The sequence below is a fragment of the Halobellus limi genome, assembly GCF_004799685.1.
Classification (GTDB): domain Archaea; phylum Halobacteriota; class Halobacteria; order Halobacteriales; family Haloferacaceae; genus Haloquadratum; species Haloquadratum limi.
The window spans coordinates 238835-256349 of sequence record NZ_CP031311.1; the positions used below are offsets into that span (position 1 = coordinate 238835).

General features: G+C 68.0%; 16 protein-coding genes. 10 read left to right on the forward strand and 6 right to left on the reverse strand.

Annotated elements, in window-relative coordinates:
- Positions 1-37: 37 nt before the first annotated feature.
- Both DV707_RS01215 and DV707_RS01220 read right to left on the reverse strand, forming a co-directional pair.
- On the reverse strand, positions 38-436 hold the full coding sequence (locus tag DV707_RS01215) for a CBS domain-containing protein (protein ID WP_103990996.1): 399 nt from the start codon (positions 434-436) through the stop codon (positions 38-40).
- A gap of 269 nt (positions 437-705) precedes the next feature.
- Complete coding sequence (locus DV707_RS01220; protein ID WP_103990994.1) at positions 706-2439, reverse strand: excinuclease ABC subunit C; 1734 nt, start codon at positions 2437-2439, stop codon at positions 706-708.
- 122 nt (positions 2440-2561) lie between these two features.
- On the opposite strand from DV707_RS01220, the gene DV707_RS01225 reads away from it, so the two are divergent.
- The 4 genes from DV707_RS01225 (at position 2562) to DV707_RS01240 (ending at position 5393) form a co-directional block, all read left to right on the forward strand.
- A complete protein-coding gene (locus tag DV707_RS01225) occupies positions 2562-2906 on the forward strand; it encodes a hypothetical protein (RefSeq protein ID WP_103990993.1) in 345 nt (114 codons plus the stop codon).
- A gap of 134 nt (positions 2907-3040) precedes the next feature.
- The gene (locus DV707_RS01230) at positions 3041-4075 is read left to right on the forward strand and encodes an ABC transporter ATP-binding protein (RefSeq protein ID WP_103990992.1); all 1035 of its coding nucleotides are present in this window, start codon (positions 3041-3043) and stop codon (positions 4073-4075) included.
- Complete coding sequence (locus DV707_RS01235) at positions 4072-4992, forward strand: ABC transporter permease (protein ID WP_103990991.1); 921 nt, start codon at positions 4072-4074, stop codon at positions 4990-4992. The genes DV707_RS01230 and DV707_RS01235 overlap by 4 nt, the downstream gene beginning before the upstream one ends.
- 146 nt (positions 4993-5138) lie before the next feature.
- Positions 5139-5393 carry a HalOD1 output domain-containing protein gene (locus tag DV707_RS01240; protein ID WP_103990990.1) on the forward strand — a complete coding sequence of 85 codons (255 nt, stop codon included), beginning with the start codon at positions 5139-5141 and terminating at the stop codon, positions 5391-5393.
- 309 nt (positions 5394-5702) lie between these two features.
- Here DV707_RS01240 and ligA read toward each other — a convergent pair whose 3' ends face one another.
- Positions 5703-7838 carry an NAD-dependent DNA ligase LigA gene (ligA, locus tag DV707_RS01245; protein WP_103990989.1) on the reverse strand — a complete coding sequence of 712 codons (2136 nt, stop codon included), beginning with the start codon at positions 7836-7838 and terminating at the stop codon, positions 5703-5705.
- A 237-nt stretch (positions 7839-8075) separates the two neighbouring features.
- Here ligA and DV707_RS01250 point away from each other — a divergent pair, with 237 nt between their 5' ends.
- Complete coding sequence (locus tag DV707_RS01250) at positions 8076-9281, forward strand: pyridoxal-phosphate-dependent aminotransferase family protein (RefSeq protein WP_103990988.1); 1206 nt, start codon at positions 8076-8078, stop codon at positions 9279-9281.
- 22 nt (positions 9282-9303) lie between these two features.
- Here the strand turns inward: DV707_RS01250 and DV707_RS01255 are convergent, their stop codons facing one another.
- Positions 9304-9987: a DUF1405 domain-containing protein gene (locus tag DV707_RS01255; RefSeq protein ID WP_103990987.1), complete on the reverse strand. Its 684-nt coding sequence runs from the start codon at positions 9985-9987 to the stop codon at positions 9304-9306.
- 265 nt (positions 9988-10252) lie between these two features.
- On the opposite strand from DV707_RS01255, the gene DV707_RS01260 reads away from it, so the two are divergent.
- Positions 10253-11626, forward strand: a complete 1374-nt coding sequence (locus DV707_RS01260) for an O-acetylhomoserine aminocarboxypropyltransferase/cysteine synthase family protein (RefSeq protein ID WP_103990986.1) — start codon at positions 10253-10255, stop codon at positions 11624-11626.
- Between the two features lie 16 nt (positions 11627-11642).
- The gene (metX, locus tag DV707_RS01265; RefSeq protein WP_103990985.1) at positions 11643-12848 is read left to right on the forward strand and encodes a homoserine O-acetyltransferase MetX; all 1206 of its coding nucleotides are present in this window, start codon (positions 11643-11645) and stop codon (positions 12846-12848) included.
- A gap of 22 nt (positions 12849-12870) precedes the next feature.
- Here the strand turns inward: metX and DV707_RS01270 are convergent, their stop codons facing one another.
- A complete protein-coding gene (locus DV707_RS01270; RefSeq protein ID WP_103990984.1) occupies positions 12871-13308 on the reverse strand; it encodes a hypothetical protein in 438 nt (145 codons plus the stop codon).
- A 91-nt stretch (positions 13309-13399) separates the two neighbouring features.
- On the opposite strand from DV707_RS01270, the gene DV707_RS01275 reads away from it, so the two are divergent.
- From DV707_RS01275 to fer, 3 genes are all read left to right on the forward strand, one after another.
- Complete coding sequence (locus DV707_RS01275) at positions 13400-13771, forward strand: hypothetical protein (protein ID WP_103990983.1); 372 nt, start codon at positions 13400-13402, stop codon at positions 13769-13771.
- 119 nt (positions 13772-13890) lie between these two features.
- Positions 13891-15189: an O-acetylhomoserine aminocarboxypropyltransferase/cysteine synthase family protein gene (locus DV707_RS01280; protein ID WP_103990982.1), complete on the forward strand. Its 1299-nt coding sequence runs from the start codon at positions 13891-13893 to the stop codon at positions 15187-15189.
- A 343-nt stretch (positions 15190-15532) separates the two neighbouring features.
- A complete protein-coding gene (gene fer / locus DV707_RS01285; protein WP_103990981.1) occupies positions 15533-15922 on the forward strand; it encodes a ferredoxin Fer in 390 nt (129 codons plus the stop codon).
- 159 nt (positions 15923-16081) lie between these two features.
- Here fer and DV707_RS01290 read toward each other — a convergent pair whose 3' ends face one another.
- On the reverse strand, positions 16082-17488 hold the full coding sequence (locus DV707_RS01290; RefSeq protein WP_103990980.1) for an ATP-binding protein: 1407 nt from the start codon (positions 17486-17488) through the stop codon (positions 16082-16084).
- Positions 17489-17515 lie beyond the last annotated feature (27 nt).

The following is a 17515-nucleotide window of genomic DNA, read 5'->3' on the forward strand; positions in this document are numbered from 1 at the left end:
ACGACGAGCGTTTTTACTCTCGGGGCGAAACCGCCGACTACGCGCTCGTCGCTCGGAGGTGAGAGACGTACGACGCCAGGTCGGTCGTCGTCACCATCCCGATGACCGCGCCGTCGTCGTCGACGACCGGGACGTGGTGGATGCCGTGTTCGATCATCGATTCGGCGACCTGCGCGATCGGGACCTGCGCGGTCGTCGTCACCGCCGTGTCGGACATGTACGCCGAGACGGGCGTCCGGTCCTTCGGTTTCCGCTCGGCGACGATCTTCACGAAGTCGGTGTTGGTGAGGATGCCGACGAGTTGGCCGTCGTCGACGACGACGACCGACCCGATCTCTTCGTCCAGCATCTTCTGTGCGGCGTCCTCGACCAGCGTGTCCGGGGAGACGGTGTGCACCGGCGAGGACATCACGCGTGCGACGAAAATATCGTCCATACTACGACGTGGGGAATTATCGAATATTAAGGATTCGGCTCGCGGCGGGCGCGGACGCGACCCGACCGCGGCACGGCGGTCGTTCGCCCGCGTACCTTTATATACGATCGAGCGGCCAGACGCCGCGTGACGTAGCAGTCGCCCTCGCGTCGAACGCGGTCGTTCGGCACGACGACGCGAGGGTCGAGGCCGCTCGTGCCGACTGTCAGCCACTCGTTGCGCATCCACAGTGCCGAAACCGACCGGACAATCCGCGCTCGACGCCGCGCTCACAGGCGTTCCTGTAGCCTCCGTGCCGTCCCCTCGCCGACGCCCGGAACGTCCGTCAGGTCCGAGGTCGACGCCGCCCGGACGTTCTCGACGCTCCCGAACCGCCTGAGGAGCGCACGCCGGGTCTGCTCGCCGACGCCCGGCACGTCTTCTAAGACCGTGTGGACGTCGTCCCGGAGGGTCTGGTGGTACTGGACGGCGAAGCGGTGGGCCTCGTCGCGGACGCGCTGGAGGAGGTGCAGCGCCGGATCGTCGCTGTCCCAGTCGCGGACGCCGTCGGGCGTGATCACGAGCTCCCGCTCCTTCGCGAGCGCGACGACCGGCACGCCCCAGCCGGTCTCCGCGAGCGCGTCCCGTGCGGCACCGAGTTGTCCCTCGCCGCCGTCGATCAGGAGGAGGTCGGGATCCGGTCGATCGTCGCGACCCTCGACGGCCCGCTCGGCCCGCCAGCGGACGAGTTCGCGCATCCGCGCGTAGTCGTCGTTGCCGTCGGCGAGTCGCTTCCGGCGGTAGTCGGACTTCTCGGCCGCCCCGTCGACGAAGCAGACGTCGCTGCCGACGACCGCCGTGCCACCGGCGTGGCTCACGTCGAAGCCCTCGATTCGGGTGATCGAAGACAGCCCGAGCGCGTCGGCGAGCGCGCCCGTCCCGTCGCGGCGGTCCGAACCGGTTCGGGCGTTCTTGAGCGCGAGGTCGACGAGCTTCGACTCCCGGCCCGCGCCGGGGACGCGGACGTCGACCCCCTCGGCGTTCAGCCACGCGAGGATGTCCCCGTCGTCGGGTCGCTCCGAGCAGAGGATCGCGTCCGGCAGGTCGCGCTCGGCGTAGTACTGCGTGAGAAACGCCGAGAGCACCGCGGCCGAGCGCTCCCCGCCCTCGGGCGCGTCGAGGTGGTGACGCGAGCGGTCGACGAGCTGTCCGCGCTCGCTGTGGAGCCGCGCCACCGTCGCGCCGTCGCCCTCGACCGCGACGCCGAGGACGTCGACGGCGCGTTCGTCCGACTGCGCGGAGACGGCCTCCTCGCCGGCGCCGTGGAACGCCTCGACGGCGTCGAGGCGGTCCCGGAGGTTCGCGGCGCGCTCGAACTGCTCGGACTCCGCGGCCGTCTCCATCTTCCGACGGAGCGGATCGGCCAGCGCGCCCGTCTCGCCCTCGAAGAACCGGACGGCGGACTCGACGTCATCGCGGTAGGCGTCGGCGTCGATCTCGCCGGTACAGGGCGCGGTGCACAGGCCCATCTCGTAGTCCAGGCAGGGCCGCTCGCGGTTCGCGTACTTGTGATCCGAACAGCCGCGGAGGCCGTACGTCTCCCGGAGCGCCTTCACCACGGTGTCGACGCGGCCCTTGTCGGTGAACGGACCGAAGACCGTCGCACCCGGGTCGGGGTCGCGGGTCACCTCGATCCGCGGGACCGGGTGGTCCGTGAGTTGCACGAGCGGGTAGGACTTGTCGTCCTTCAGTCGGACGTTGTACCGCGGCTGGTGTCGCTTGATCAGGTTCGCCTCGAGCAGCAGCGCCTGCGTCTCGGTGTCCGTGACGGCGACGTCGATCGAGCCGGCCCGTTCGACCATCTGTCGGATGCGTTCCCCGCGCGGGTCGGCGTACGAGCGGACTCGGTCGCGGACGTCCACGGCCTTGCCGACGTAGAGGACGTCCTCGCCGTCGAGGAACTGATAGACGCCCGGATCGGTGGGCAACTCCGCGGCGCGCTCGCGAAGTTCGCTGCGCTCCATCTGGTAGTCGTAATCGACCGAGCGGCTTGAGCGTGACGCGACGGCACGCCGGCGCGGGCGTGGTGAGGCGGACGGTCGACCCGGTGCGGCAGCTACAAACGCCTCGCCCGAAGAGGGGAAATATGAGCGACGTCGACGCCGACCCTTCAGAGGATCGTGCTGACGACCCCGAGAACCGCGCCGGCAACTCCGACGATTCGGGGGACGCCGTCCGCTGTTGGCTCGTCGAGCGGACCTACACCGACCGCGGGCTCGTCGACATGGTGTATGCGACCCCGGACGGCTCTCACGTCCGCCGCAAACAGATCTCGACGACGATCATGCGACAGCGCGGCTCCGGAACGAGCGCCGCCGTCGACGTGGCCCGTGAGGACCTCGACCCCGTCGACGACGACGAAGTTCGAGACCGGTACGCGACGGAGGCCGCGCGGATGCGCGAGCAGTACGACCCCGACGACGAGGTGTGAGTTCCGCTCCCGTGGACGCCGGGGACTGACAACAGGGCACGGACGGGGCGGCACGCCTGCCGGCCCGTCTCCGTGAGTCTCAGCGCTGATTACGCCACCAAACGCTTTATGAACGGACCTGACAACCCTCGCCTATGACCGCTATCGAACTCGACGGGGTGACGAAGCGTTTCGAGGACGTCACCGCCGTCTCGAATCTCTCGTTGACCGTCGAGGAGGGTGAGGTCTTCGGGTTCCTCGGCCCCAACGGGGCCGGAAAATCGACCACGATCAACGTCCTCCTCGACTTCGTCCGGCCCACCGAGGGTACCGTGACCGTCCTGGGTCACGACGCCCGCGAAGAGAGCGTCGCCGTCCGGGAGCGAACCGGCGTCCTCCCGGAAGGATTCGACGTGTATGATCGTTTGACAGGTCGCGCGCACGTCGAGTTCGCCGTCGACTCGAAGGAGGTCGACGCCGACCCCGACGCCGTCTTAGAGCGCGTCGGCCTCGCGGACGCGGCCGACCGAAAGGCCGGCGGCTACTCGAAGGGGATGCGACAGCGCCTCGCACTCGCGATGGCGCTCGTCGGCGATCCGGACCTGCTCGTCCTCGACGAACCCTCCTCGGGGCTCGATCCCGCCGGCGCGAAGGAGATGCGCGAAATCGTCCTCTCGGAGGCCGAGCGCGGCACGACCGTGTTCTTCTCCAGCCACATCCTCGAACAGGTCGAGGCCGTCTGCGACCGCGTCGGCATCCTCCGCGGCGGTGAGCTCGTCGCCGTCGACTCCATCGACGGGCTGCGCCGAGCGACCGACGCCGACGCGACCCTCCGCGTCGCGGTCGGGGAGCCGGTCACCGACGAGGTGCTCGCGGAGGTCCGCGACCTCTCGGGGGTCCAGAGCGTCGACCGCGACGGCGACGACGCCCTCCGGGTGGCCTGCGACAGCGACGCCAAGACCACGGTCGTCACGGAACTGGAGGAACGCGGCGTCACCGTCACCGACTTCACGACCGAGGAGGCCTCTCTGGAGGACCTGTTCCTCGCCTACACCGAGGACGAAAGCGACGTCGCGGTCGACGGCGCTGCGGCCGGATCGGCCGACGCGTCCGACTCTGCCGCCGTAGACGACGAGGGCGACGACGGGGAGTCAGAGGCGTCCGTCGAGGACACGGAGGTGGCGCGATGAGCTGGCAGGCCGTCGCCCGCAAGGAGTTCCGCGACGCGATCCGCTCGCGGTGGCTCCACGGCTCGACGCTGTTTTTCGTGCTGTTCCTCGGCGGGGCCGCGGCGCTCTTCTTCGGCGCGCTCTTGGGCCCGGACAGCCGGCAGGTGTCGAACCTCTTCGGCTTCTTCGCCAGCCTCGGCGTGTTCAGCTTCTCGTTCCCCGGGCTGCTCGCGCTCGTCCTCGGGTTCGTCGCGCTCTCGACGTCGTACGGGTCGATCACCGAGGAGCGCGAGTCGGGATCGATCAAACTGCTCCTGTCGCTGCCGAACTCGCGGCTCGACGCCGTCGTCGGGAAGCTCCTCGGCCGCTCGGGCGTCGTCGTCGCCGCGCTCCTCGTCGGCTTCTTCGCGACGTTCGTCGTCCTCCTAGCGACGGGGACCCGGCTCGAACTCGGTTCGTTCGTCCCCCAGGTCGCGCTCACGGCGCTCCTGGGCGTCGCGTTCGTCTCGGTCGGGCTCAGCATCTCCGCTCTCGCCGACTCGAACCGCGAGGCGACGCTCGCGACGATGGGGCTGTATCTGGTCTTCGCGATCCTCTGGGGGTCGGTCTCGGAGGGGATCCCGAAGCTCCTGAACTACGCGGCCGAGCAGCTCGGTGGCGGCGGCGTCGCGGAACTCACGCGCGTCAAGATCGGCGTGTTCCTGAAGTATCTGAACCCGCTGAAGACCTACGAGACGCTCGCCGCGCAGCTGTACTACGGCCCGACCCAGGCGCGACTCGTCAGTACCACGTTCGGCGAACGCGCGATTCTCGCTCCGGTTCTCGAAGGATCGCCGCCGTTTTACTTCTCGGGCTGGTTCCTGTTCGTGATCCTGCTCGCGTGGATCGTTATTCCCGCGGTGGTCGGCTACTGGGCGTTCGAACGCGCCGATCTGTGAGTACCGCCGGGCACGGATCCGGTGTCCAACGGATGGACTTCGGGGCGCCACGCGGCGGGCGAACCGTCCGCCCGCGACCGAAAAAGTGTCTATTATTATGAATGTGTCTGACTAATATTTATGTTGTACCGTCGCACGGATAGCGTATGGTGGAGACCACGGTGTCCGAACAGGTCGTCGAGCAGGTAGCGCGCGCTACTGGAACGGACCCGCTGGAGTTGCCGCCGCTCTACGATTCGATCGATCCGGACGCGCTCGACTCGCTCGCGAGAGGTCCCGGCGACGTCGAGGTTTCGTTCGAATACGCGGGCCAGGAGGTCTGCGTCGAGAGCGGCGGGGCGATCAGGGTCGGCGAGTGCTCCGATTCGACGTTCACCGGCGAGGTCCCCGCAGACGACTGATACTGATTACGCTCGTCTCTTCCCGTCGAGCGCCACCCCCGTTGCCGGCGCTCGGCAGTAGCAACTGAGAGTACTCCGTATGCGGGGACTGCTGCGGCCGCTTTCGGACCTCTGGAGACTCGACCGCCGCCGGGCGACGACGATCCGTGTGCCTGACGACAGTCGCCACCGCGACTGACTCCGTCTCGGCTCCGGCGGCGCCGGTCCCCGGCCGTTGGCCGAGTCCTCCCCGTCGCGACGTTTTCCCTCGTTCCCGCGGCGTCGATTTTTCCGGCGCGACGCGCGCTGCTCGTGGCCGGTGGTCCCCTCTCACTCGGTCGGCGGGTAGTCGATCCCGTGCTCGTCGAGCAGCCTCGCGAACTCGTCCTCGTCGAGCGTCGGGACGCCGTTCGCGTCGGCGTCGTCGCGCTTCGTCCGGCCCGGGTTCTCGCCGACGACGAGGTAGTCGGTGTTGCCCGAGACGCTCCCGGTCGCCGTGGCCCCGTGGCGCTCGACCACCCCCTGCGCCTCGGTCCGCGTCACCGACAGCGAGCCCGTGAAGACGAACGTCAGGCCGGCGAGCGCCGCACCCGCTTCGTCGGTCTCGACCGGCTCCGGTGCGACGCCGACGTCGCGGAGCTCGTCGACGACGGCGCGGTTCTTCTCGTTGGCGAAGAACTCGTGGATGTGCGTCGCGACCGTCGGTCCCACGTCGTCGACGGCCTGTAGCTCCGCCTCGCTCGCCGCCATCACCGCGTCGAGGTCGCCGAACTCCCGCGCGAGGTTCCGGGCCGTGCTGCCGCCCACCTCGGGAATCCCGAGTGCGACGAGAAAGTCGGGCAGCGGCGGCGACCGCGTGGCGTCGACCGCGTCGACGAGGTTCCGTGCGCTCGTCTCGCCCCACCCCTCGAGGTCGGCCAGATCCTCGACGGAGAGCCGGTAGAGGTCCGGAAGCGACGTCAGGACGCCCGCGTCGACCAGCTGTTCGACGCGCTCCTCGCCGAGGCCGTCGATGTCCAGCGCCTTCCTGCTGCCGTAGTGAACGATCGCTCTGACGAGCTGTGCGTCGCAGGTGAGCCCGCCCGTGCAGAACGCCAGCGGGCCGTCGCGTTCGACGGGACTGCCGCAGACCGGGCACGTCTCCGGGAAGTCGAACGTCCCCTCGGCGCGCTTTTCGAGCACTTCGGCGACCTCGGGGATGACGTCTCCCGCCCGCCGGACGCGCACCTCGTCGCCGACGCCGACGCCGAGGCGTTCGATCTCCTCGGGGTTGTGCAGCGACGCCCGCGAGACGGTGACGCCGCCGACGTCGACCGGATCCAGGAGGGCGACCGGAGTGAGCCGACCGGTCCGACCGACCTGCACGACGACGTCCGTCACCCGCGTCACCTCCGCGCGCGGCGGGAACTTGTAGGCGAACGCCCACCGGACCGCGCGGCTGGTCGACCCCAGCCGCTCGCGGGCGTCGCGGGCGTCGACCTTGATCACGGTGCCGTCGATCTCGTAGTTCAGGTCCTCGCGCGCCTCCAGCAGCGCGTCGCGGTAGTCGATCGCGTCCCCTACGCCCTCGACGACCTCGACCCGGTCGTTCACGTGGAAGCCCCACTCGCGGAGTCGGTCCAGCGTCGCCGACTGGCTGTCGGGGACCTCGCTGGCGTCGAGCACGTCGTAGAAGAAGCAATCGAGCGGCCGGTCGGCGACGACCGAGGGGTCGAGTTGGCGGAGCGTCCCGGCGGCGGCGTTCCGCGGGTTCGCGAACGGTTCCTCGTCGCGCTCGACCCGCTCGCGGTTGTGCTCGCGGAAGGCGTCTCTCGGCATGAACACCTCGCCGCGGACCGCCAGCGAGTCGGGGTAGTCGCCGCAGAGCGCCAGCGGAATCGAGCGGATCGTCCGCACCTGTTCGGTCACGTCGTCGCCGACCTCGCCGTCGCCGCGGGTCGCCGCCCGGACGTACTCGCCGTCCTCGTAGACGACCTCCACCGAGAGGCCGTCGAACTTCGGCTCGCAGACGTAGTCGACGTCGCCGACCGCCTCGCGGACGCGCCGGTCGAACTCTCGGAGGTCGTCGGCCTCGGTCGACTGTTCGATCGAGAGCATCGGCGCGCGGTGTTCGACCGCGTCGAGCTCGTCGAGCGGCTCCCCCCCGACGCGCCGAGTGGGGCTCCTCGCGGTGTCGAGGTCGAACCGGTCTTCGAGCTCCTGCAGTCGCGCGAACAGTTCGTCGTAGGCGCGGTCCGAGACGAGAGGCTCCGCCAGCACGTAGTAGCGGTGGTCGTGCTCGCGGATCGCCGCTCTGAGCGCGTCGGCCTCGGCTTCGGCCTCCTCGCGGCTCAGTTCCTCGACCGGTTCGAAGTCGGTGTCGGGGTCGCGGAGGTACGGATTGTCCGGATCGGCGTACGCCAGTTCCGGGTCGCCCCCGCCGCCGCGTCCCGTCGGATCCGTCTCCGCCGACGCCTCGTCGCTCATTCTATCGACGGATCGAGCGGCGAGGAGTTAGATGCTTCGTCACTCTATCGACGGACCGGCCGGCGGGGAGTTGGTGCTTCGTCGCGGTGGACCGGCCGGCGGGGAGTTGGACGCCCCGCTGGGTGAGTGGACGCGTCGGCCGCGCCGGAAAACTCGAATTCGTGTGAATTCCCACGCGCGACCGCACTGTCGACGGAAACCCGTATCGCTTATCCCCCAGCGCCGCAATCGCCGCGTATGGAAGAGGACTTCCTGCTCCTCAACCCCGGTCCGGTGCCCGTCACCGACGAGGTGTCGGCGGCGATGGACGAGCCGATGGTCTCGCACCGATCCGCGGCGTTCGAGGCGGTCTACGAGCGTGCACAGGACGGTCTCGACTACATCTTCGAGCAGTCGACGCTCGACGGGTCCTCGACGGCGACTTCGGGCGGCGGGACCTCGCTGCTCCTCAACGGCACCGCCTCGATGGGGATGGAGGCGGCCGTCGCCAACCTGGTCGGGGACGGCGGCCACGTCGTCGCGCTCGTCAACGGGAAGTTCGGCCGCCGCTTCGCGCGGATCGCCGAGCGCTACGCCGACGTCACGCGCGTGGAGGTCCCGTGGGGCGAGTCGATCCCGCTGGCCGACGTCCGCGCCGTGGTGACCGAGGAGACCGACGTGGTGACGATGGTCCACAACGAGACCAGCACGGGACTCTTGAATCCCGTGGCCGGCGTGGGCGCGGTCGCCGACGAGTACGACGCCCGGTTCGTCGTCGACGGCGTCACCTCGATCGGCGGCGACGTCTTCGAACTCGACGCCTGGAACGTCGATATCGCGGTCACGGATGCGCAGAAGGCGCTCGCGGCCCCGCCGGGCATCAGCGCGATGTATGTCACCGACGAAGTGAAAGACGACCTCGACGGCGAGTCCGCGCCGTTCTACGAGGACTTAGAGTGGCACCTCCGAAAGTCCGAGTCCCACCAGACGCCCTTCACCAGCGCCGTGCCGCTGTTCCGCGCGATGGCGGTCGCCGTCGAGGACATCGTCGAGGAGACGATGCCGACGCGGATCGCCCGACACCGCCGGCAGGCCGCGGCGTTCCGCGCCGGCTTCACCGCAATGGGACTCGATCTCTTCGCCGACGCGACCGGGGAGACGGAACTGTCGAACACCGTGACGTCGGTGTCGCTTCCGGACGCCGTCTCCGGCGACGACGCCGACGCGTTCTTCGACGGCGTCGACGCGCGCAACGTCAGCATCTCCGGCGGGCAGGGCCACCTCGGCGGGACGATCTTCCGCGTGAGCAATATGGGGGGGCTCCCCGATTCGGCCATCCTCCGGGGCGTCCGGACCGTCGGCGAGGCGATGGCCGACGCGGGCGTCGACGTCGACGTCGACGCCGGCATCGCGGCCGCCGAGGACGAACTCGACGTGACCGAGACGGCCTCCGCGGACGACTGATACTGTCGAGCACGACGCAGGGTCACTCGCCTCCGCCCGCGGCCTCGTTCTCCAACCGGCGGACGCGAATCGCGAGCGCCAGAAACGTCGCGAGTATGGTCAGACTGACGGCCGCGGCCGCGGCGACGTCGTGGGCGCGGGTGGCGTGGTCGCCGCCGACGACGAACTCCGGGCCGAAGTACGCGTGGTGGTAGTCGCCGACGACGGGGAGGAGGTAATCGACCACGTCGTTGAAGCCGAACCAGGCCGCGGCGAGGCCGACGCTCGGGACTGTGAACTCGGCGTACCGGTAGATCACGAACGCCTGGAGCCCCATCCCGAGGTGACTGACGAACAGGAACCAGAGGTAGGGATCGCCGCTCGTGAGCACGTCGTTGATCGCGAGTTGGACGACGACCACCCAGAGGCCGTACTTCAGGTTCCCGACGAACGCCAGCGCGTGAATCCAGTCGCGGTCTCGGCCGAGCTTCCACGACCCGAGGCTCGCGGCCATGAGGACCGTCGCGAGGGGACTGTCGGGAACGACGGGCCACATCACGAGCGGCGTGTGCAGGAGCTGAAACCGGTAGTACCAGAAGCCGAACGCGGTGCCCGCGAGGTTGACGGCGACCACCACCCAGGCGAGGCGGAGCGTCGCCGTCTCGACCCGATCGGGCAGCGGCGCGAGGTACGCGGGGAGGTCGTCGCCGCGGGGAATCGACGCCATCGTGCGTACCGTCTCGCCGCCAGCGACATAGGTATTTGTCGGGACCGCGGTCGCCGGCGGACGGTCGGACCGGTCCGTCGAGAGCGCGGCAGCGCGGTTCGTCCGCCGGGGGACGGCCGCCGTCGAACGCGACGCCGCTCTCGTCGGTAGCGAGACGACCGAGCCGCAGATCCGGGGAACCGGGGTGCCGAAGGGACTCCCGCCGTGCCCCCGACCGTAACCGCTGGTTATAAGCCCTCGAACGAATATGCATATAACACATAGTATGGTCGATGGGTTCCACACCCGGAGTCTGCACGCCGGCCAGGAGCCGGACGAGGTGACGGGCGCTCGCGCGCCGCCGATCTATCAGACCACCTCCTACGCCTTCGAGGACGCCGACCACGCCGCGGACCTCTACGCGTTGGAGGCCGACGGCGACGTCTACTCGCGGATCTCGAACCCGACGACGCGGGTCCTGGAGGACCGACTCGCCGCGCTGGAGGGCGGCGTCGCCGCGGTCGCGACCGCCTCGGGGATGGCCGCCCTGGACTCGGCGACGAGCGTCCTCGCAAGCGCCGGCGACAACGTCGTCGCGAGCGCCGATATGTACGGCGGCACCGCCACGTACCTCACGAAGATGGCGACGCGCCGCGGCGTCGACGTCCGGGTCGTGGACACCCTCGACTACGAGGCGTACGCCGAAGAGATCGACGAGGACACCGCCTTCGTCCACGTCGAGACCATCGCCAACCCGTCGCTGAAGACGCCCGACTTCGAGCGGCTCGCGGACGTCGCCCACGCCGAGGCCGCGCCGCTCGTCGTCGACAACACGTTCGCGACGCCGTACCTCTGCCGCCCGATCGAACACGGCGCGGATATCGTCTGGGAATCGACGACGAAGTGGATCCACGGGTCGGGCACGACCGTCGGTGGCGTCCTCGTCGACGGCGGCACCTTCCCCTGGGAACACGCCGACTACGACGAGCTTTCCGGCGAGAACCCCGCGTTCGGCGTCGACTTCGTCGAGCGCTACGGCGACGCCGCCTTCGCCAACGTCGCCCGCCAGCGCGCGCTGCGGACGCTCGGAAACCAGCAGTCGCCCTTCGACGCCTGGCAGACGATCCAGGGGCTCGAAACCCTGCCGCTCCGGATGCAGCGTCACTGCGAGAACGCCCGCGCGGTCGCGGAGTTCCTCCGCGACCACGGGGACGTCGCCTGGGTGTCGTATCCGGGCTTCGAGGACCACCCGACGCACGAGAACGCGCGGCGGTACCTCGGATCCGGCGGCGACGCGAGCGAACGTGGCGACGCCGACGACGACGCCGGCGAATTCGGCGGGATGGTCACGTTCGGCCTGGCCGGCGGCTTCGAGGCGGCCAAGCGGACCTGCGAGGAGACCGACCTCGCCTCCTTCCTCGCGAACGTCGGCGACGCGAAGACGCTCGTGATCCACCCCGCGTCGACGACGCACGCGCAGCTGTCGGAAGAGGAACAGCGCGCCGCGGGCCTCAGCCCCGAGATGCTGCGGCTCTCGGTCGGGATCGAGGACGCCGACGACGTGATCGCCGACCTGGATCGGGCGATCCGCGCCGCGACCCGAGACGTTTCGGGGGCGGGCGACGAAGGGGGCAGGGACGGAGGAGACGACGAGCGATGAGGGGGAGACCGACACGATGAAAACCGAAAGCGGCACCGTCGACCTCGGCCGGTTCGACTTCGCCTCCGGCGACGAGATCGAGAACCTCGAAGTCGCCTACGAGTCCTACGGCGAGTTCGACGGCGACAACGCGGTGTTAGTCTGTCACGCCCTCACCGGCAGTCAGAACGTCGCGGGCTACGGCTCGGAGACGACCGGGCAGGCCCGCGCGTGGTGGAACGACATCGTCGGCCCGGGAAAGGCCATCGACACTAACGAGTACTACGTCGTCTGCGCCAACATCCCCGGGTCGTGTTACGGCACCACCGGGCCCTCCTCGGAGGACGCCGAGGGCGAGGTGTACGGCACGGACTTCCCGCCCGTCACCGTCGGCGACTGGACGCGCTCGCAGCGACTGCTGCTGGATCAACTCGGCGTCGGCCGCCTCCACGCGGTGGTCGGCGGCAGCGTCGGCGGGATGAACGCCCTCGACTGGGCGAAGCGCTACCCCGACGACGCCCGCTACGTCGTCTCCGTCGCCGCCGCGGCCCGCCTCGACGCGCAGTGTCTCGCGCTCGACGCCGTCGCGCGCCGGGCGATCACCACCGATCCGAACTGGAACGGCGGCGAGTACTACGACCGAGACGAGAAGCCGACCGACGGCCTCGCGATCGCCCGGCAGATCGGGCACATTATGTACCTCTCGAAGTCGTCGATGGAGCAGAAGTTCGGTCGCCGCGCGGCCGGTCGCGACGCCAGACGCGACTCCTTCCCGTCGGATCCGGCCGCGGCCTTTTTTCCCTACCGCGACGTGGAGTCGTACCTCGACTACCAGGCCGAGAAGTTCGTCGACCGCTTCGACGCCAACTCCTACCTCTATCTCACCCGCGCGATGGACGACTACGACCTCGCGGAGGGGTACGAGGACGACGCCCGCGCCGTCGCGGCCTTCGAGGGCGAGGCGCTGTTGCTCTCTTTCACCGGCGACTGGCACTTCACCACCGAGCAGTCAGAGACGGTCGCGGCCGCGTTCCGCGAGAAAGACGTTCCGGTCGCGCACCACGTGATCGACTCCGATCACGGCCACGACGCGTTCCTCGTCGAACCCGAGAAGGTCGGGCCGCCGCTCCGGGACTTCCTCGACGCCGGCGTCGAGGGGCGCGCCGTCCACGACACCGACGAACCGGACGCCGACTCCGGGACCGACTTCGCGCCCGTGCACGCCTCGCTGTTCAGTCAGTGATCGGGCCGGACGGACGCTGCCGCTACGCGCTCCGGAGGAAGTACGCCAGCGGCACCAGACTGACACCGACGCCGACGGCCGAGAGGACGAGCAACTGCGCGCCCAGATACAGCAGGCCCGCACCGAGCACGCCGACCACGACGGTTCCGACGGCGAAGTTGAAGAGGAAATCGAGTCCGGCGTCGGACTCTCTCGGAACCGCGGCCACGGCGAAGATGAAGAAATGGACGCTCAGCGGGACCGCCGCGAGGACGGCGTATCCGACGTCGACCCACCGCCGCGGTAACGTCGTCGCCGCGGCGAAGACGCGGAGCGTCTCGACCGACTGGAGGTAGAACTCCCCGACGCCCTGCAGGAGCAGATCGAGAACGGAGGCTGGCGGACCGGACGTCGTCGCGAGCACGATCGAGACGCCGACGAATCCCCAGGCCAGCAGCCACAGCGCCGAGGCGACGAACATCACTCGTCTCATCCCGACAAGTCCTGAAAAATCCTGCCGTGTCCGTCGCCGAACCCGAACGCACTTTTCGGTCCGCCCCCTCGTCGGAGGTATGTCTCCATCGGTGTTCCTGACCCGCCTCGTCGGCCTGCTCGTCGCCGTCGCGGGCGGCGTGCTCGCGTGGGGCGGCTTCCTGGTCCCGGTGGCCGGCGCGCGCGGCGTCGATCTGCTCGCGCGCGGTGCCGTCGCGAACGTCGTCGTCGCCGGCGGGATCGCCGGAATCGCCTTCGTCGTGGCCGGTCTCGCCGTGCTGATCGATCGCGGCCGTGGGTTCGCCGTTTCGGTCGGCGGCTCGGTCCTCGTCGCGGCCGTTTTCCTCCTCGCGGTCGGCACCGACTCGACGTCGAGCGTCCTCGGCGTCGCCGTCGTCGCGCTCGGACTGCTGTTCGCCGGGGCGTCGGTCGGGCGCCGCTCGACGCCCTGAGCGACGTCGATCCCCGTCTCGGACGAAGAACGATCGACTGCACCGAGGCCGCCGTCGCAGATACCGGCGGAAATTGCTCACGTCACGTCGATTAGGATTCCCCTCCGAGAAGGGCGGGTATGGCAGACGAAAACGAGAAACCGCTCGGGTTCGGAACCCGCAGCCTCCACGCTGGGCAGGAACCGGACTCGGCCACCGGCGCGCGCGCACCGCCGATCTATCAGACCACTTCCTACGTCTTCGACGACGCCGAGGACGCCGCGGGGCAGTTCGCTCTGGAGAAAGAGGGCTTCATTTACAGCCGGCTGATGAACCCGACGGTCGCGACGCTGCAGGAACGCCTCGCGTCGCTGGAGGGCGGTATCGGCGCCGCGGCGACGTCCTCCGGGATGGCCGCGCTCGACCTCGCGACGTTCCTCCTGGCCTCCGCCGGCGACAACGTCGTCACGGCGTCGTCGCTGTACGGCGGCACCTACACGTACTTCACGCACACCGTCGAGCGCCGCGGCATCACGACGAAGTTCGTCGACACGCTCGATTACGAGGCCTACGAGGAGGCCATCGACGAGGACACCGCCTACGTCCACCTCGAGACGATCGGCAACCCCGCGCTCGTCACGCCCGACATCGAGCGCATCGCCGACATCGCTCACGATCACGACGTCCCGTTGCTCGTCGACAACACGTTCGCGACGCCGTATCTCTGCCGCCCGATCGAGCACGGCGCGGACCTGGTGTGGAACTCCACGACGAAGTGGATCCACGGCGCGGGCACGACCATCGGAGGGATCCTCGTCGACGGCGGGTCGTTCCCCTGGAGCGAGAACGCCGAGAAGTACCCCGAGATCGGCGCCTCGAACCCCGCCTACCACGGCGTCAACTTCGCCGAGCGCTTCGGCGACGCGGCGTTCACCTACGCCGCCATCGCCCGCGGCCTGCGCGACCTCGGCAACGCCCAGTCGCCGTTCGACGCGTGGAACACCATCGAGAAACTGGAGTCGCTGCCGATGCGGATGGAGCGCCACTGCGAGAACGCGCTTGCGGTCGCGGAGTTCCTCGAAGACCACGAGGCGGTCTCGTGGGTCAACTACCCCGGACTGGAGAGCCACGAGACCCACGAGGAGGCTTCTGAGTACCTCGAGGGCGGCTACGGCGGGATGATCACCTTCGGTCTGGAAGCCGGCTACGACGCCGCTCGCGACACCGTCGACAACGTCGAACTCGCCTCGCTGCTCGCGAACGTCGGCGACGCGAAGACGCTCGTGATCCACCCGGCGTCGACGACTCACCAGCAACTGACCGAAGAGGAGCAGGCGGCCGCGGGCGTGACGCCGGACATGGTCCGCCTGTCGGTCGGCATCGAGGACGTCGGCGACATCATCGCGGACTTAGAGCAGGCGATCGAATCGGCGACCTGAGGGGCGTGATGGAGTCGGCCACTCGGCACCGGTGATGGAGTCGTCCACTCGGCGCCGGTGATCCGATCGTGCGGCCGGCGCGCCGACGATTAGACTTTTTTGCTCTCGCAACTCTCCTCGACGGGCGTCGCGTTCGGCCCCGCTGTCGGCGATCGCCCCCTACGTGCGCTTCGCGACGACGCCCGTCCGATCGACGATCGAACGTATCCCGGCGTGACGACCGAACGTGTTCCCGATTGTGTCGCCGTTCGGGCAGAAACCGGGCAGTCTTTTGCTATCAATCCGGTGACGGAGGCGAACTGAACAGCAAAGTCTAATGGGATGGCATACAAACCGCCTGCTGATGCCTACCGTAGAATACCTCAACTACGAAGTGCTGGACGACCAGGGCTGGGATATGGACGACGACGACCTCTTCGAGAAGGCCGCTGACGCCGGGCTGGACGACGAGGACTACGGCTCTCTCGAAGTCAATCAGGGCGAGTACATCCTCGAAGCCGCCGAGGCACAGGGCTACGACTGGCCCTTCTCGTGCCGCGCCGGTGCGTGTGCGAACTGCGCGTCCATCCTCAAGGAGGGCGAAATCGACATGGACATGCAGCAGATCCTCTCCGACGAGGAGGTCGAAGAGAAGAACGTCCGTCTGACCTGCATCGGCTCGCCGGCGGCCGACGAGGTCAAGATCGTCTACAACGCGAAGCACCTGGACTACCTCCAGAACCGCGTCATCTAATTAACAGCGTAAAACGCTCGTTAAACAGATGCGGTCCCTTCGAGGGGTAGCGACAGTTCGGACCAGCTGTTTCCGGCCTGAACTAGCTCCCTCCTGACCGTTTTCTCTTCAGCACCAACTGCGTTCAGAACAGATCTGTGTTTTCGGGTTTCGTTCGGACTATTCGGACAGTGTTTCAACGACGCTGTCAACTGTGAACAGACCGAGGCCGTCCCGCTCCTCGGCTGCTTCCTCCAGTGACGACACGAACCCGCTTCGGCTGAACAGTGCGTACTCGTAGTTCACGTCGCCGTCGGTCGGCGACCACTCGATTTCGGGTGCCTCCTGTTCAAGCTGGGCGAGAACATCGTACCCCATCGGTTGCTGCTGGAATTTCGCTTCCCCGACCAGTAGCGTGTCGCCGTTCGTCGGGGCCACGATATCGATCTCGCGTCCGTCGGTGTCCCACCACCGACCCGGGGATTCCGTGAACGTGTACACGTCTCCGTACTCGTAGAGAACTGCCCGCTGACAGAGTCGTTCGAACGACGAACTGACGAAGTCCGGAAGATGTGGTTCGACCAGTTCGTCGTACGCATCCGCCCCGAACACTTCGTACCGAGACGAGCGACCGTGCACGAACCGGAACCAGAACGCGAACAGTTGGTCCCGGATTCGATATCGGCTGTTCCGACTCCGGGTGGGGTCAACGGTGACTGGGTACTTCTGCTCGATTATCTGGAGTTCCCGCAGGCGGGAGAGGTAGTAACTCGCGCTGTTGGCGTTGATACCAGCAGCCTGGATGATCTCGTTTCGCTTGTGGTCCCCCTCCGCCATCGCTTTCAGAACGGCGAAATACCGATCCACCTCGTCCAGTTCCCGGTACAGGACGTCCTCGGGCTCCTCGTGGAGGCCGCCATCACGGAGAAGCAAGGTTTCCGTAATGTTTCCCTGGAGTGACTGCGTGTCGTCCACAGCACGGAGGTACTCCGGCGTCCCCCCGAACACGCCGTACGCGATCACCCGCTCAGCCGGCGCGTAGTTCGGGAAGAACTCCATCGCGGCAGCGAATGGTAGCGGGCCGATCTCGAGTTTTCCGTTCGGCCGTTTCGAGATTCGACCGTACAGCGGTGAACTCCCGTCGAGCGCGATCTTGTGTATCATCCCGATCGCCGAGCCAGTCAACACGAAAGTCGCAGCCGTATCAGCGACTTCGTGATCCCAGATCCGCTGGATGAGGGAGGGGAGCGCTTCGTTTTCGTCCACGAGGTACGGGAACTCGTCGAGGATTACGATCGCATCCTGTTCAGCGAGGTACGTGAGAACGTTCTCCCAGTCTTTCCGAATCCGGTTAACTCCCGGGAACACCGTTGCAGCATCAGCGATGAAGGAGTCGAGTTGCTGCTCTGTTGTCCCATGTGCAGCTTGATGGTACACCGCGTCGTCACGGTTTTCGATGGATTTGACAACGAGCGCTGTCTTGCCCATCCGCCGACGTCCGTAGACGACGCTCAACTCCGCAGAGTCACTGTCGTATAAATCGTGGAGTCTGTCGAGTTCTTGTTCTCGGTTCACGAACGCAGGCATACCCCACCTTTGAACCACCAGCACATA